Below are 15097 nucleotides of genomic sequence, written 5' to 3' on the forward strand. Positions count from 1 at the left end.
GTATTGCCTTGATTGGACTTGGCGTGTTCGGCGTGGTCAGGGCGTTGCTCAACTTGCTTGGGTGATTGGAGTGGTCCGTGCCGGACAGGCAGAAATCAGACAGTTGCAGGTCTAAGCTTTAATCAAAGGGGTTAGCTTTGGCCGCAAGCGATGCGGTCCGGCTTGGCTTAACAATCGAGGCCTCGGATGAAGATCGTCAATTCTCGACAGCATCGTGGGAGCGACGGCGTCGATGCCATAGGATGCCATCGCGGTTTGTGCCGCAGTGCGCATACCGGCAAGGCCTGCCCACTCATCGTGAGCAGTCCGCAGTTTGGTGCCGAGATCGGCTTCGTCGACATAGGCCCAGGCAGCTGCGGCGTTCGAGCTCTCGAAGCCGAAGCTCATGCGCGTGTCGGCCTTGCGGATGGGTTCGACGGAAAAAGCCACGGGCAGTGAATTCTGCTGGGTCATGTAGTCCATGTTGCCGCTGAAGCCGGTCGCTGCGACAAGATTGCCATGCGCCATTGCATCGGAGATGCAAAGGCCCCAGCCTTCGGCGCAATGGGAACTGACGCAGCACTGCCCGATGCCATGCAGCGCTGCGATTTCGTCATCCGTGGCATCGCCGCCCCAGGCAATGACACCCTTGGCGCGCATCGAGAGAGGCAATTGCTCAGGCGTCTTGACGATAAAGACCGGTCCGCCGTCCGGAAATGCCTTGGCAAAAGCGCGAATGCCAGCTTCGATATTCTTGCGCTCTTCGAGCCTCGCGATCGTATAGAAGACGAATGTCGTGTCCGTCAGGCCGAACCGCGCGCGCAACGTGCCTTGCTCGGCTAGGTCAGGCGAGGGCGGCGTCACGATATGCTGAACGATCGTCACCGGCTTTCCCGCCGCCAGCATGATGTCGTGGCAATAAGTTGAACTGGTCCAGATCTCATCGACTAGCCCAAGCCAGCGTGTCACGTTGGGCGAAAGCCGATCCGGTTCCCACACGGCGTAGGCGATGACATGGCGCTGCTTGAGTTCGGGATAGGCGCGGAAATAGCCGGGATAACTCCAAGGTTCATTGTGGAGAACAACTATATCTGCCTCTGCCGGGCTGTCGGTAATCTCTACGCCCGCCCCCTCCAGCGCGCGCCGGTAGTCGAGGCCGGCGCGCTTGTGGCTTTTGTAGCCGGACAGCAGATAGCAGACGGCGCCCCTCATGCAGGCGGGCTTTCGTCGTGCTGCAGTGTCGACAGTGAAATGATGCCGAACTTGCACAGCCACATCAGGCTGCGCATTCCCCTGGCCCGGTTGGCCTCGGGCAGCCCGGAAAGCAGCGTGGCCACGCTCTCGGGCGCTTCGCCCAGCCGTTTGACGATCCGGTCGATCTCGAAATCATCGAGCATGATCGGTCGCGCCACGGTGTTCATCCGCAAGGTCCTCATCTGGCGGAGCGTGTATTCCGGGTCCGGGTCCACGACGGTTGCGATCATCGCCAGTTCCAGCGGTTGCGACGAATGCCCGCCAAACATGGTGAAAAGATCGGGATAGTCGGGATGAACGGTCTGCCTGGAAGGATCGCGTCCACCCACTGTGCGGGCGCTACGGCGAAGCGCGCCAAGATCTGCCCACAGGTCCTGATATTGGGCGATGATGCTGCGCCAGTCATAAAGTGCCTCAGTGCGCTTGCGCCCGGCCTGGCCCATGCGCTGGCGCAACTCTCCATCCGTTGCCAGCCGTGCGATCGCTTCCGCGCAGGCGTCTATGTCGACTGCCGTGCACTGCGCGGTGAAGGAGATCAGCGTGAAATGATCGAACACCGAACGGGCGTGGTCGTCCGCAAGTTCGATCCCGGCACCGGATGGCGCCATGATCGTCGGAATCCGAAAGCCCGTTTCTCCGTCGACCACCGTTTCCTTGTAGCCGTTCCAGTCGCTTACGATGCAAGGCAGGGACGCTGCCATCGCCTCGACTGGCGTCAATCCGAAGCTTTCCTGGACGTTGTCGGGCAGCGAGACGAACATATCGGCCGCAAACCATGAATCACGCGCGGTCTGCGTGTCGGCGCCGTCGATCCAGTGCACCGGCACTGTTGGACAGAACAGCTGGCGCGCGGCCCGGAACTCATGCTCGTTCAGCGGGTCGTTGAACTGTCCGACCATGGCGAGATGCAGGCGGCCCTTGCGCATGCGGCGCGATGCGATCTCCAGCGCCCGGAAAAGCGGTACCGGGTGCGACTTTGAGCGGTAGTCGAGCCGCCCGAAATTCAGCACCAGTATGTCGTCCGGTTCGAGCATGAGTTTGGCGCGGAGCTCCTTGCCGGCCGCGATTCTGGCTTCAGTACGCGTGAAGCGGTCGAGATGGACACCGAGCGGAATGATCGGAAACTGCACCGGCGTCTTGCCGACGGTGAAGCCGCGCGAGGCCAGATACTCTCCCCAGGTTTCGAATATATGCTCGATCGCCTGCCGCGCCGAGAGCGAGGTGCATATCAGAGCATCCCACGGTTGTGTCGGCGATACCATGAAATCGCGGATGCTGCGGATGACGCGCTCGGTCGCCACCGAATGCGTGATGCCGCAAACGCTGTAGCGCCGCTCGCCGATATAACGGCGCATCCACGCGCCTTCGGATATGACCGGCCCCGGCATGAAAACGCAGCCGGCTTCTTCCAGGAGATCGCCATCGAACGGCGTGATCCACTCGGAGGGCAGGGTGCGCTCGCCGAGGGCTACGCGTTCACGAAACGCGTCGTAGATCTGCGGCCTGTCGGTCAGGCAGTAAAGCTTGTCGACCCCGCCATGCTCGACCAGCGCGTCGAGAAAGCCAGCGCCGGCCGACTGGCGTCCGACCACCAGCCTCTTGTCGCCTTCATAGGCCTCCGGGATGAAATGGATGGCGCAATTGGGTCGCGGAGACACGGCCTCGCGCAAGCGGAGTGCAGGAGCGGCGTTCATGTCACCGCTCCCGCACCGGATTTGCCACGGCGTCTCATTCTGCCGCTGCCGAGGTTTGCGGATAGACTTCGTTCGGCTGGAACGTCGTATCGTAGAGAGGGTAGTTGTAGAACTGGAAGCCGTTGTTGAAGGTGCCGTTCGAATTGTTGATGAGATGGATCACCGCATCGAGCGCCGTGCGCAGCGCGGGCTCGGTCCACCCTCCCTCGACGCCGTAGGATTCGCCGGCGAAATAGAGGCGGGACGTTCCCGAATAGACCTGGTTGTAGGCTAGGAGATCGTAGCACTGCTCCCAGGCGCGTTGGCGGTAGAGCTTGGCGCAGCCATGATAGGTCGGCTGCAGCGTCCACTGGAAGACAACGCCCGCGTTGGTGTTGATATAGGGCAGGATGCTCTTTCCCAGCGTCGTCGTGGTGATGCGCTCCAGCTCAGTTGCCACCATTTTCTGCAACGTGCTGTTGTCGACGGCCAACAGCTTCACCGCATCGTCTTCCCAGGTATAGCTGGCAAGCAGCGCGGCATCGTTGTTGTCCTGGCTCCACTGCACGCCATAGGCGTCCTGAACGAACGTATCGGTGACGATGAGCTGCGGAATGGAGTCAGGCGCGTTCCAATAAGCCTTGTAGAGCGGGAAAAACACCTTGGCGCTGGCGATCAGATGCTGCTGCTGCAACGCGGCCGGAACCCGCCACGGCAGCATTGTCTGATTATCGAAGCCCTCGAAATCGATCGACAGTTGCGTCGACCATATCGGGGACGTGATGACGACGTAGTCGGCCTTGATGACGGAACTGCCGTTGTTCACGAAGACATTGATCGAGCCGTCGGAATTGCGTTGCAGCTTGCTCACTGCCGAATTGACGTAAAGCGCTGCACTCGTGTCATTGCCGTCGCGGCACGCCGAATAAAGCGACTTCGCAGTACCAGGCGCGCGAAGATAGAACAGCAGTTCGACCAGCGACTGGATGCCGCGATAGAAGGGCGGCTCCATCGGCTGGCCGCCGCTGTCATAAGGCATCGAATTGTACTGAGGCAGGTAGCTGGCGTTGTTCAGCCCGCTGACCGTCTGGAGATCGGAATTGTAGCCGAACATCACGCAGCGGATGAACCACATCGCGCTGATGCCATAGAAGGCGCCCCAACTGCCGTCGCCAGTGCCGATCGTGTAGAACAGATCGGACTCGTAGGACGTCATGCCGAAGCCGCCGAACCAGCCGTCATTGTTGTAGGTTGTCACCGGCTCGGTGAAGACCAGGTCACCGAACGACATCTTGTCGTAGTTCTGCGCGATCTGCTGCCACATCACGTCCCAGGCACTGCTGTCCTGCGTGTAGACCGGTGCGATATTCTTCGTGAAAAGCTCGATCAGCGCGTTGACCTTCGCGGCCACCGTTTGCAGGTCCGGATTATCGGGCTGGCCTTGATAAGGCCAGTCGATCATCGTCGGGCTCGAATAGCAGTCGTTCGGCCCGTAGCCGTTGTTCATGTAGATGCCGGTGCCGCCCTTGGTCTGACCGGGATTGGGAAAGTCGCTCAGGATGCCATAGGTCGGGCTGGGATTGCCGCTCCATTTCTGGTCCTGGTTCAGATAGTAGGACAGGAGGCAGTTGGTCGATTGCTGGGGTGCCTCGTCGTTCGCCTGATCATTGAAGAACGGCATGCGCATGGCGCCGAATTCGAACGCCGTCATGCCAAAGGATTTGCGTTGTGTGTAAAGCCGCCCGCCGACGCGCGGGCTCGCCTCGAACATCCGGACCGTATAGCCTGATCGCCACAATTCGCGTGCCGTCGTCATGCCCGCCGCGCCGCCGCCGATGATCGCGACCGTCTTGTTTGCGGGCGCCGTGCCGATCGCCTTGCGGTTGGTCCAGGAGTCGTTCAGCAGCTTGTAATAGTTGAAGCGCAGATCCGGCGGATTTGGATAGTCGGGCAGCCATGGGTTGGCCGAAACATTGCGAACATAAGGGACTTCCTTTTCGAAACCCGGTCGCATGCCTTCCTCCTAAGGAGTGATGAATTTGCAGAGAAGCTGGGAAAACAAAAACATTTTCCTAGGCAAATAATTGCCCAGAACCCGATTCCTGTCAATGATTGCTTGATCGAACAAAGCCGCCCGATAACTCTAAGGGAAAACAATGCCTTGCCGGGCTATCGTCTTAACGGCCGCCATTTTGGCGGCGGCTGTTTCATAAGGATATGCTTAAGGAGTTATTACTGATGTAGCGTCATCAGCACGCGATTCCTGGATCTCTTGCGCCGGATGAGATTACCGGGTCAGCGCTGTCAGCACGGAGAATGGTTGGCTAGGCTTTTCAGTTTCCGCGAACGGCAAGAACGGCGCGCAGCAGCGTCTCAAGTTGCTGCGAATCCCGCGGCCCGAGCGCTTCGGAAAGGTCATTGCAGAAGCGTTCGACGGCAGGTGTGCGGTTGCGCAGCATCTCGCGGCCGAAAGACGTGATGTGGGTCAGGACGCGGCGCTGGTCGCCGCTGTCCTGCCGGCGATGCACCAGGGCGCGAAACACCATGCGGTCGATATTCTTCGACAGGGCCGAAATTGTCATGAACGCCCGCTCGGAAAGATCGCTCATCGACAGGCCGTCTTCTTCGGCAAGGATCGAGAGAACCCGCCACTGCTCGACCGGCAGCCCGTCATCCTCGGACAGTATCCGGCTGAGATCGATATAAATCTCCCGGTGAACCCGAGCGAGGAGATCAGGCAACTTAAGGGTATTGGCAGCGTTGGACATGACTTTACGTATGCGCTTTGATGAATGTCTAACCAGAATAGAACTTTTTTGTTTCCTCGGCAATCATCCATATTGCGCTGGTCGCGGAACCGCGTCATTCTTAGGCGGGGAATTGGCAAGGTATCCGGTTTGTAGGGAACGCAGGCTGGAACCGAAGAGGGCAATGCCACGAAGCATCGCCTCGAGAGGAGTCGACGCGCATGAGCCGCTCCTGGAAGCAGGGCGATCGCGTCATAAATTCGCGCCGACGCAATCAGATAGACGTCGGACTTTTCATCCCGGTCAGCGGCGCGGCTGGCATCTGGGGACCGTCATGCCGATCCTGTGCCGAACTGGCGGCAGCGGAGATCAATGCTTTTGGCGGTCTGCAGGGCAGGGAGATCGTGCTCAGGATCGTCGATGCCGGGCGTTCCGGCGAGGAGGTTGCTGAGTCCGCTCAGGAAATGCTCGAAAACGGCGAACTGGATGCGCTGGTTGGCATGCATACGTCCGACGTGCGCACCGCGGTTGCAAATCGCATAGCCGGGCGCATTCCCTATGTCTACACTCCGCTCTATGAAGGCGGCGAAGTGGGGCGCGGTGTCTATTGCATAGGCGAGACCCCGGCGCGTCAGTTGCTGCCGGGCATCGACTGGCTGGCCGAGCACTTGAATGCGCGGCGCTGGGTGCTGATCGGCAACGACTATGTCTGGCCGCGCACCACGCACCGCATCGTGCGTCATCATTTTCGCCGTCGTGGCCATGAAATCCTGGACGAAATCTACGTGCCCTTTGGCACCAGCCGCTTCGGCAACATTCTCGAACGTTTGAAATCGCTCAAACCCGACGCCGTGCTGCTGTCGGTGGTGGGCGAGGATGCGGTCCATTTCAACCGCGCCTTTGGCGCGTCTGGTCTGTCCTCATCGATCGCACGGTTTTCCTGCGCCATCGAGGAAAACATGCTGTTGGCCATCGGCAATGCCAATCTTGAAAGGCTTTTCGTTGCTTCGGGCTATTTCGGCGCGCTCGAAAATCGTGGCAACGATTCCTTCCGCGAACGCTATTACAGCCGTTACGGCGAGAGCGGGCCGACGCTGAACACGATCGGCCAGGGCCTCTATGAAGGCATGCGCTTTCTCGACACGCTGTCGCGGTCGTCCGAAGGCGGCGGCTGGCGGCGACCGGCGCGCGCCATCGGCGGTGAAGGCGTGCGCGGCGGCTATTACGATCTCGCCCAGGAAAGCCGCGCTCCGACCTATCTGGCGGAGGCCCACGGCTACAACTTCCGGATCATCGAGAGCTTTTCCTAGGATCGCAGACTGCCCCCGCTTGGATGCGCAGGAGGTGCACATTGTTGCGTACGGCAGATCAGGCGCTCCTTCTGCCTGCGTGGTTCATGCGGCAAGTCGGCTACGTCCTTGCCGCATGAATCACTCCATGCAACGCAATGAACACTTACTCTTGTTACACTCACTCTAGGCATTTGACCCGTGTTCGCGGCCAGGCAACCGGAAAGTCGAGCCATGGTCGCCGGCGACCATCAATTTAGTATCCTAGGAAAATAAATATTTGACAAGGAAAATAAATCAGGCCTAGTTTCCTGCCATCCGCCGCCGCGCAGGAAAACATGCCGCATGACGCTTTTGCTCTCCTTGATAGCCATCATCGTCGCCATCATCATCGTCGTGGCTTTCCTGCAGCGTTATTATCGCAAGGCAACCCGCGAGAAGGCGTTGCTGCGAACCGGCCTTGGTGGACAGAAGGTGGTGATGGATGGCGGCTTCATCGCGCTGCCCTTCCTGCACCGCATGGAAGAAATTCCGATGCGCACCATGCGCATCGAGATCAAGCGGGCCGGCGAAAAGTCACTGATGACCGAGGACCGGCTGCGCGTCGATGTCGAAATGGCATTCTACCTGCGCGTCGAGCCCACTGTTGACGGTGTCGCGACGGCCGCGCAGGCGCTCGGCGCCCGAGCGTTGCGGCCTGACGAAATCGGCAATCTCTTCGAGGGTCGCTTCATAGATGCCGTCCAGGCGATCGTTGCGGCCTACACGATGGAGGCGCTGCACGAGCGGCGCGGCGCATTCGTGAAGGCGGTGCGGGATGCCCTGGCCGAAAACCTGAAGCAGAACGGTCTCCATCTGGAATCCGTCTCGCTGATCCGCCTCGACCAAGCGGCCTTCGCCGCACTCGACCAGAACAACGCCTTCAACGCCGTCGGTATGCGCAGGCTGGCCGAGGTGATCACCGAAAACCGCAAGCGGCGCGCCGAGATCGAGGCTGAGGCCGACCTTGCCGTGCGCCAGACCGACCTTGCCGCGGTCAAGCGCCGGCTCGATATCGAGCGCGAACAGCAGGAGGCCGAGATCGCGCAGCGGCTGACGCTCGACCGGCTGCGGGCCGATACGGAGTCGCAGACGGAAACTGTGCGCCAGGGCGCGCAACGCGCCGCCGAGCAGGCCCGTATCGAACGCACGCGCGATCTGCGCCTTGCCGAGATCGGCAGTGACCTGCAGCTAAGGCAGTCCGAAGTCGAGGCGCTGCTCGCCGCAGAGACCGCCAAGATCGACAGCGAGATCGCGCTTGCCCGCAAGCGCATCGAGGAAGTCGCAGTCCAGGCCGAAGCCGAACGCGGGCGCGTTGCGGTGATCGAGGCGCAGGAAGGCCTGCAGGGCGAGCGCGACCGGCTGGTGGCGGAGCGCGAAGGGGCCGCAGCTCTCATTCGGGCCCGGCATGCGACCGAGGCATCCGGCGAGCGAGCGCGAGGCACCGCGGCCTCGCTGGTGGAGACGGCGCGCGGCGAAGCTGAAGCTGCCGAACTGCGCGCCGCCGGGCGACGCCATGAAAGTGCGGCCGAAACGGAAGCGCAGCGGGCGCTGTTTGCGGCAGAGAACCAGCAGAGCGAAGCGCTGATGCGCATGAAGCTCGACATGCACAAGATCGACCGGCTTCCCGACCTCGCCGAACGTATGGCGAAACCGCTGGAGAAGATCGACTCGATTCGTATCAACCATATTTCGGGTCTCGGCCTGGGTGGGGGCGGCCACGACGGCGCCGGCGGTTCGCAATCGCCGATCGGCGGCGCCGTCGATGGCGTGCTCAACCTCGCCTTGCAGCTTCCCGCTATGCAGAAGCTCGGCCAGTCGATCGGCCTCAATCTCGACCTCGACCAGGGCAACGGCGATGGGGGAGATGCCTCCGCGCGTCCACGCCGACAGAAATCAAACAAGAGGGAACAGGCGTCATGATCAACCGCAGACATTTTCTCGCTACGACCGCCGCTATGGCCGGCGCACTTTCGCTACCGTCCATTTTGCGCGCGCAGAGCGGCGATCCGATCAAGCTGGGATCGATCCTCGACGTGTCAGGCATCTTCGACGCCTATGGCAAGCCGATGGACATGGCCGCGACGCTTGCCGTCGAAGAGCTGAACGCTGCCGGCGGCCTGCTCGGCCGTCAGATCGAAAAGGTTTCCTACGACACCCAGTCCGACATGGCGCTCTATACCCAGTTCGCCCAGCAGCTTGTCCGCTCCGACAAGGTGCATGTCGTCCATGGCGGCATTCTTTCGGCATCGCGAGAGGCGATCCGGCCGACGCTGCGCAAGGCCAACGTTCCCTATTTCTACAACGTGCTCTACGAAGGCGGCGTCTGCGACCGCAACATCGTCTGCACCGGCATCACGCCCGCCCAGCAGATCGAAGTGCTGATACCGGCAGCGATCGAGAAGTTTGGCAAGAAAGTCTACGTGCTGGCCGCCGACTACAATTACGGCCAGATCACCGCGAAATGGATGAGCCATTATGTCGGCGAGAATGGCGGCGAGGTGCTCGCCACCGAATTCTTCCCGCTCGACGTGTCCGACTTCGGCGCGACGATTGCCAAGATCCAGGAAGCAAAACCCGATCTCGTTCTGTCCGCACTCGTCGGCGGCGCGCATCTGTCCTTCTACCGCCAGTGGGCCGCGTCCGGCATGAAGGACCGCATTCCGCTTGCCTCGTCCACGCTCGGATCCGGTAACGAGCATCTGGTGCTGACCCCGCAGGAGGGCAACGGCATCATGGTCGCCTACAGCTGGTCGCCCAGCATCGACATCCCGGCCAACAAGGCTTTTCTCGACAAGTGGAAGACGCGTTTCGGCGATGTCGCGACGATCAACGAATTCGCCGTCAACAATTATCAGGGCATCCATTTGTGGGCCGAGGCGGTCAAGAAGGCCAACACCGTCGATCATGACCCGGTCATCGAGGCGCTCGAAAGCGGCATCGGCATCGATGGCCCGTCGGGAAAGATCGCAATCGACCCGCAGACCCACCACGCCGTGCTCGACATGCAGCTGATGGAAATCCGCGACCAGTCGCTTTCCGTCATAAAAAGCTTCAGCCAGCGTCAGCCGATCGACACCCAGAAATTCTGCGACCTGAAGGCCAATCCCGACGACAACAAGCAATACGAAATCGACATCTGAGCAGCGCATCACATGGATTTCGCCGTCGTCGTCACCGTCGAGATACTGCATTCGATCGCAGTGCTGGTGCTCATCAGCTCCGGCCTCGCCGTCATTTTCGGCATGATGCGCGTCATCAACCTGGCGCATGGCGAGTTCCTGACGCTTGGCGGCTATGTCGCCATTCTCGGCCATCGCAGCGGACTGAACCTTTATTTCTGCATGCTGGTTCTGGCCCCTGTGGTGGTCGGGCTCTGGGGTCTGATCGTCGAGCGGCTGGTGGTGCGCTGGCTCTATGGCCGGCTCATCAACACCATGCTGGCGACCTGGGGCCTCAGCCTGGCAATGACCGGGGCGTTCTCGATGATCTTCGGCAATACCATGACCGGCATCCCGAACCCGCTCAGTGGGCTGACGGTCGGCAATTACCAGATCAGCGGCTATAGCCTGTTCCTCATTGCCGCGGCGGCACTTGTCATGCTCGTCATATACATCGTGCTGAAAGCCACGCGCGCCGGGCTGATAGCGCGCGGGGCCATGCAGCGGCCCGACATGGCACAGGCCTTCGGGCTGAACATCTCGCATGTCTATATGACGACATTCGCTGCCGGTGCGGCGCTTAGCGGACTTGCTGGCGCGCTCCTTGCTCCGCTCGTCGGGCTGAGCCCCGGCAGCGGCGCGAACTACATCGCCAAGGCCTTCATCACCGTCATTTCTGGCGGCGCCTCGGTCGTCACCGGAACGATCGCCAGCGCGGGGCTGTTCGGTTCGATCTCTCAGATATTCACCCTTGTCACGAGTTCGGTAGGCGGCGAGATAGCCCTACTCGTCGCCGCGGTGGTGCTGCTTCGGCTCATGCCGGTCGGCATCACCGGCCGTTTTTTCAAGGGCTGGACCTGATGAATTCCCGCATCCTCATGATGGAGGCAGGGCGGGTCCTGGTCGGCACGCTGGTCTGTGCGCTTGTCCTGCCATTCATCGTCGACGTCCACACCGCCACCTTGCTCACCATCTATGCGATGCTGGCGCTCAGCCTCGGTTTCATCTGGGGGTTCGGCGGCATATTGTGCTTCGGTCAGGCGGCATTCTATGGCCTCGGCGCCTACACTTATGCATTGGCGGCAATCAATTTTAATGGCGCCTGGGCTGCTTTCGCGCTCGCCATCCTGGTGCCGGCAGTGTTCGCCGGACTGCTCGGTGCGTTGATGTTTTATGGCCGGCTGAGCGATGTCTATCTCGCTGTCGTCACGCTGGTGGTGACGCTGATCCTGTTCAAATTCTTCAATTCGACCGCCGGGCCAACCTATCGCATCGGCGAGGCCCGGCTTGGCGGTTTCAACGGCATACCCGGCTTTCCCACGCTGACCGTGCCCGGCGACCCGGATACCTACATCTATGGCGTCGGCCTGTTCTATTTCACGATTGCCCTGCTTGCGCTGGTCTATCTCGGCCTTCGCCTGACGCTGCTCTCGCCCTTCGGCCGGATCATTGTGTCGTTGCGCGAAAACGAGGAACGTACCGAGCTTCTCGGCTATGACGTGCGCTTCTACAAATCCGCAGCCTTTGCGCTCAGCGGCGGTCTCGCCGGCCTTGCCGGCTGCCTATTCGCCAATTGGGCTGAAATCGTCACGCCCGGCCTGTTCAGCCTCGGCCAGTCCGCCGAGATCATCATCTGGGTCATCGTCGGTGGCCTCGGAACGCTGATCGGCCCGATGATCGGCGCGGCATTGCTGGGCTATCTCAAATTCGTGCTCGGGCATCAGTCGGCGGTCGACAATTCCTTCATCATGGGGATCCTGCTCATCGTCGTCGTGCTGTTCCTTCAGGAGGGACTTGTCCCGACGGTCGCGCGCTTAATGAAGGCTGGCTTGCGCCGGCCATCGTCGAAGAAATCCCGCCGCCAAAGACGGCGCAAGCGTGCAGTGTCCAATGCCGGGTGAGGTCGTGCTTGAAACCAACGGGCTGACGGTCCGCTTCGGCGGCGTCACTGCCGTTGACCGCGTCGACTTTGCCTTGCGCGAGCGCGAACTGCGTTGCCTGATCGGACCGAACGGAGCTGGGAAAAGCACCTTCTTCAAATGCCTCACCGGCATGCTGCAGCCAAGCGATGGCCAGGTCTATCTGCGTGGTGAGCCCGTTTCCGGACTGGGGCCGCATCGGCTCGCACGTCTCGGCGTCGGCATCAAGACGCAGGTGCCGAGCGTCATGAACGGGCTTTCCGTGCATGAGAATGTCTGGCTAGCGGCGCGGCGCAGGAGCGGCGATGCAAACGCCGGGACGCTCCAGGCACTGGAGGCCGTCGGCATCGCCGATCTTCGGCGCGAGATGGTCGGGCAATTGTCGCACGGCCAGCGCCAGCTTGTGGAGCTTGCCATCGTGCTCGCTGCAAAACCCTGGCTGATCCTGCTCGACGAGCCGGCCGCCGGCCTCTCCGGCGAGGAAGTCGAGCGCATGGTCGGCATCCTGCGCGGCCTTGTCGAGCACGCCACGCTGATCGTCGTCGAGCACGACATGCATTTCATCCGCCAGATCGCCGAGACCGTCACCGTCTTCCACCAGGGCCGCGTCATCGCGCAGGCCCCGGTCGAGGACGTGCTGGAGGACCCTCTGGTGCGCGATGTCTATCTCGGGAGAAGCCGATGAGCGCGCTGTTGGCGGTCGATGACCTCACCGGAGGCTATGGCGATATCCAGATCCTGCGCGGCGTCTCGCTGACGCTCAGTGAGGGCGAAGCTGTCGGCGTGCTCGGCCACAACGGCATGGGCAAATCGACGCTTTTGAAGACCGTCATGGGCTATCTGCCTGCTACTGCCGGCCATGTCAGTTTCGACGGCGACGACATCACCCGTCTCGCACCATTCGAGCGCGGCCGTCTAGGCATCGGCTACGTCCCGCAAGGCCGAGGCATCTTTCCGCATCTGTCGGTGCGCGACAACATCCGGCTCGCCTGGAACCGGGATTGCGCGTCGAGCGATGCGGAGGAGGCGGTCGCCAATGCCGTTGCCGATTTCTCGCGCCTCGAACGGCTTCTAGATCGGCCGGGTGGCGCCTTGTCCGGCGGGGAACAGCAGCTTCTGGCGCTCGCGCGATGCCTGGCGGCAGAACCGTCAGTCGTCCTGCTCGACGAGCCGACCGAGGGCATACAGCCGTCGATCATCCAGGAGATGGCCGAAACGCTAAACCGCATCCGCAAGCAGACCGGGCTGACCATCCTGGTCGTCGAGCAGAACCTCGAATTCCTGGTCGACGTCTGCGACCGGCTCGTCGTGATGGAGCGCGGCGAAATCCCTGATCCAACCGGCCACGACGCCAGCAGCACTGAAATCGAAAGTTTCATGGGTTTCGGCCGTGGCCGCGCGTCTGCACCAAAATCCGGTTCGCCGGTGTCGGGCGTGCAGTCCGTCCCGGCCCAGATCAAACCGAACATGCCATCGACTGCCGCTGCGCCAATGGCGGTGCCCGCTCACAGGGAGAACTACATGACCGTCCGCCGCCCAACACTCGACCAGATGAAGGATGTCGTTCGCGGACTTCACATGCATCTCTCCGACGAGGAGATCATCGCCTACATGCAGCTTATGGAAGGCTCGTTCCAGGCCTATGACCGGATCGACCAGCTTCCCGACTATCTGCCCAAGGTGAAATATCCGCGCACGCCCGGCTACCGTCCTTCGGCTGCCGAAAACCCGATGAATGCGTGGTATTACAAATGCGAGGTGCGCGGCGCCGTCAGCGGTCCGCTCGAAGGCCGCAAGATCGTGCTCAAGGATAATATCTGCCTTGCCGGCGTGCCGATGATGAACGGTGCCTCGACGCTGGAGGGCTATACGCCCGATCTGGACGCCACCATCGTAACCCGCATCCTCGACGCTGGCGGTACCATCGTCGGCAAGTCACATTGCGAGTATTTCTGCCTGTCCGGGGGCAGCCATACCAATGCGACCGGGCCGGTCCACAATCCGCACAGGATGGGTCATACCTCAGGCGGCTCGTCGTCCGGTTCCGGCGCGCTTGTCGGCGCGGGCGAGGTCGAAATGGCGATCGGCTGCGACCAGGGCGGCTCGATCCGCATGCCGGCGGCCTTCTGCGGCGCCTATGGCATGAAGGCGACGCACGGGCTCGTGCCTTATTCCGGCATCATGCCGATCGAAATCACCATCGACCATGCCGGGCCGATCACAGCCAATGTCGCCGACAATGCGCTGTTGCTTGAAGTCATCGCCGGGGCCGACGGGCTCGACCCCCGTCAATACGCGCCGCGCGTCGACAAATACACGCAGGCGCTCGGCCGCGGCGTCTCGGGCCTGCGCATCGGTATCGTCCGCGAGGGTTTCGGCTGGCCATCGAGCGAAGCCGAAGTAGACCGCAAGGTGCGGGTCGCCGCCGACCGGCTGCGCAGCCTCGGCGCGCAGGTCGAGGAAACGTCGATCCCCATGCATTGCGACGGTCAGGTCATCTGGACGCCGATCGCGCTCGAGGGCCTGACCGATCTGATGATGCATGGCAACGGTTTCGGCACGAACTGGGAAGGGCTCTACGTCACCAGCCTGCTCGACGCCCATTCCAACTGGCGAGCCCGCGCCGACGAATTGTCGAAGACCCTGAAGATCTCGATGTTCGTCGGCGAATACATGCAGAGCTATTACCGTGGCCGCTTCTACGCCAAGGCGCAGAATCTCAGCCGCCTGCTGCGGGCGACCTATGATGAGGCGTTCAAATCCTACGATCTGCTGCTGATGCCGACCGTGCCGATGAAAGCACCACCGCTGCCACCCTCCGATGCGCCGTTGGCGCTGCAGATACAGCGCGCCTTCGAGATGATCCCCAACACGTCCGCCTTCGACGCTTCCGGCCATCCGGCGATGAGCGTGCCTTGCGGCATGATCGATGGCTTGCCGGTCGGTATGATGCTAATTGGCCGCTTCTACGAGGAAAGCACCATCTATCGTGCCGCCCACGCTTTCGAACAGTCGGGCGATTGGCGTAGTATGTAG

11 protein-coding genes are annotated in these 15097 nt (G+C 61.5%); 7 read left to right on the forward strand and 4 right to left on the reverse strand.

Features of this window, described 5'->3' with window-relative positions:
• Window positions 1-111 precede the first annotated feature (111 nt).
• From WBQ96_RS01540 to WBQ96_RS01555, 4 genes are all read right to left on the reverse strand, one after another.
• Window positions 112-1191, reverse strand: coding sequence for a hypothetical protein (locus WBQ96_RS01540; protein WP_336546890.1), 1080 nt, complete (start codon window positions 1189-1191; stop codon window positions 112-114).
• Window positions 1188-2927, reverse strand: coding sequence for a glycosyltransferase family 4 protein (locus tag WBQ96_RS01545; RefSeq protein ID WP_336546888.1), 1740 nt, complete (start codon window positions 2925-2927; stop codon window positions 1188-1190). The genes WBQ96_RS01540 and WBQ96_RS01545 overlap by 4 nt, the downstream gene beginning before the upstream one ends.
• Before the next feature lie 34 nt (window positions 2928-2961).
• The gene (locus WBQ96_RS01550) at window positions 2962-4920 is read right to left on the reverse strand and encodes a flavin monoamine oxidase family protein (protein ID WP_336546886.1); all 1959 of its coding nucleotides are present in this window, start codon (window positions 4918-4920) and stop codon (window positions 2962-2964) included.
• A gap of 319 nt (window positions 4921-5239) precedes the next feature.
• Window positions 5240-5674 carry a MarR family winged helix-turn-helix transcriptional regulator gene (locus WBQ96_RS01555; protein ID WP_336546884.1) on the reverse strand — a complete coding sequence of 145 codons (435 nt, stop codon included), beginning with the start codon at window positions 5672-5674 and terminating at the stop codon, window positions 5240-5242.
• Between the two features lie 200 nt (window positions 5675-5874).
• Here WBQ96_RS01555 and WBQ96_RS01560 point away from each other — a divergent pair, with 200 nt between their 5' ends.
• The 7 genes from WBQ96_RS01560 (at window position 5875) to WBQ96_RS01590 (ending at window position 15097) form a co-directional block, all read left to right on the forward strand.
• Complete coding sequence (locus WBQ96_RS01560) at window positions 5875-6963, forward strand: substrate-binding domain-containing protein (RefSeq protein WP_336546882.1); 1089 nt, start codon at window positions 5875-5877, stop codon at window positions 6961-6963.
• Window positions 6964-7287: 324 nt separating this feature from the next.
• Window positions 7288-8904, forward strand: a complete 1617-nt coding sequence (locus tag WBQ96_RS01565; RefSeq protein WP_336546880.1) for a flotillin family protein — start codon at window positions 7288-7290, stop codon at window positions 8902-8904.
• Window positions 8901-10124 (forward strand): ABC transporter substrate-binding protein, encoded by a 1224-nt coding sequence (locus WBQ96_RS01570; protein WP_165117272.1) that lies wholly within the window; start codon window positions 8901-8903, stop codon window positions 10122-10124. The genes WBQ96_RS01565 and WBQ96_RS01570 overlap by 4 nt, the downstream gene beginning before the upstream one ends.
• Window positions 10125-10136: 12 nt before the next feature.
• Window positions 10137-11003 carry an ABC transporter permease subunit gene (locus tag WBQ96_RS01575; RefSeq protein ID WP_336546877.1) on the forward strand — a complete coding sequence of 289 codons (867 nt, stop codon included), beginning with the start codon at window positions 10137-10139 and terminating at the stop codon, window positions 11001-11003.
• Window positions 11003-12043, forward strand: a complete 1041-nt coding sequence (locus tag WBQ96_RS01580; RefSeq protein WP_336546874.1) for a branched-chain amino acid ABC transporter permease — start codon at window positions 11003-11005, stop codon at window positions 12041-12043. Before WBQ96_RS01575 ends, WBQ96_RS01580 begins: the two co-directional genes overlap by 1 nt.
• Window positions 12033-12746 carry an ABC transporter ATP-binding protein gene (locus WBQ96_RS01585; protein WP_336546872.1) on the forward strand — a complete coding sequence of 238 codons (714 nt, stop codon included), beginning with the start codon at window positions 12033-12035 and terminating at the stop codon, window positions 12744-12746. Before WBQ96_RS01580 ends, WBQ96_RS01585 begins: the two co-directional genes overlap by 11 nt.
• Window positions 12743-15097, forward strand: coding sequence for an amidase (locus WBQ96_RS01590; RefSeq protein WP_336546870.1), 2355 nt, complete (start codon window positions 12743-12745; stop codon window positions 15095-15097). The genes WBQ96_RS01585 and WBQ96_RS01590 overlap by 4 nt, the downstream gene beginning before the upstream one ends.

This window comes from Mesorhizobium sp. CCNWLY176 (genome assembly GCF_037153935.1).
Lineage (GTDB): Bacteria > Pseudomonadota > Alphaproteobacteria > Rhizobiales > Rhizobiaceae > Mesorhizobium_M > Mesorhizobium_M zhangyense.

Bases quoted from the DNA above. Each gene is read 5' to 3' on its own strand.
- WBQ96_RS01590 (WP_336546870.1), top strand. From the start codon at position 12,743: ATGAGCGCGCTGTTGGCGGTCGATGACCTCACCGGAGGCTATGGCGAT.
- WBQ96_RS01570 (WP_165117272.1), top strand. From the start codon at position 8,901: ATGATCAACCGCAGACATTTTCTCGCTACGACCGCCGCTATGGCCGGC.
- WBQ96_RS01585 (WP_336546872.1), top strand. From the start codon at position 12,033: ATGCCGGGTGAGGTCGTGCTTGAAACCAACGGGCTGACGGTCCGCTTC.
- WBQ96_RS01565 (WP_336546880.1), top strand. From the start codon at position 7,288: ATGACGCTTTTGCTCTCCTTGATAGCCATCATCGTCGCCATCATCATC.
- WBQ96_RS01560 (WP_336546882.1), top strand. From the start codon at position 5,875: ATGAGCCGCTCCTGGAAGCAGGGCGATCGCGTCATAAATTCGCGCCGA.
- WBQ96_RS01545 (WP_336546888.1), bottom strand. From the start codon at position 2,927: ATGAACGCCGCTCCTGCACTCCGCTTGCGCGAGGCCGTGTCTCCGCGA.
- WBQ96_RS01580 (WP_336546874.1), top strand. From the start codon at position 11,003: ATGAATTCCCGCATCCTCATGATGGAGGCAGGGCGGGTCCTGGTCGGC.
- WBQ96_RS01575 (WP_336546877.1), top strand. From the start codon at position 10,137: ATGGATTTCGCCGTCGTCGTCACCGTCGAGATACTGCATTCGATCGCA.
- WBQ96_RS01555 (WP_336546884.1), bottom strand. From the start codon at position 5,674: ATGTCCAACGCTGCCAATACCCTTAAGTTGCCTGATCTCCTCGCTCGG.
- WBQ96_RS01540 (WP_336546890.1), bottom strand. From the start codon at position 1,191: ATGAGGGGCGCCGTCTGCTATCTGCTGTCCGGCTACAAAAGCCACAAG.
- WBQ96_RS01550 (WP_336546886.1), bottom strand. From the start codon at position 4,920: ATGCGACCGGGTTTCGAAAAGGAAGTCCCTTATGTTCGCAATGTTTCG.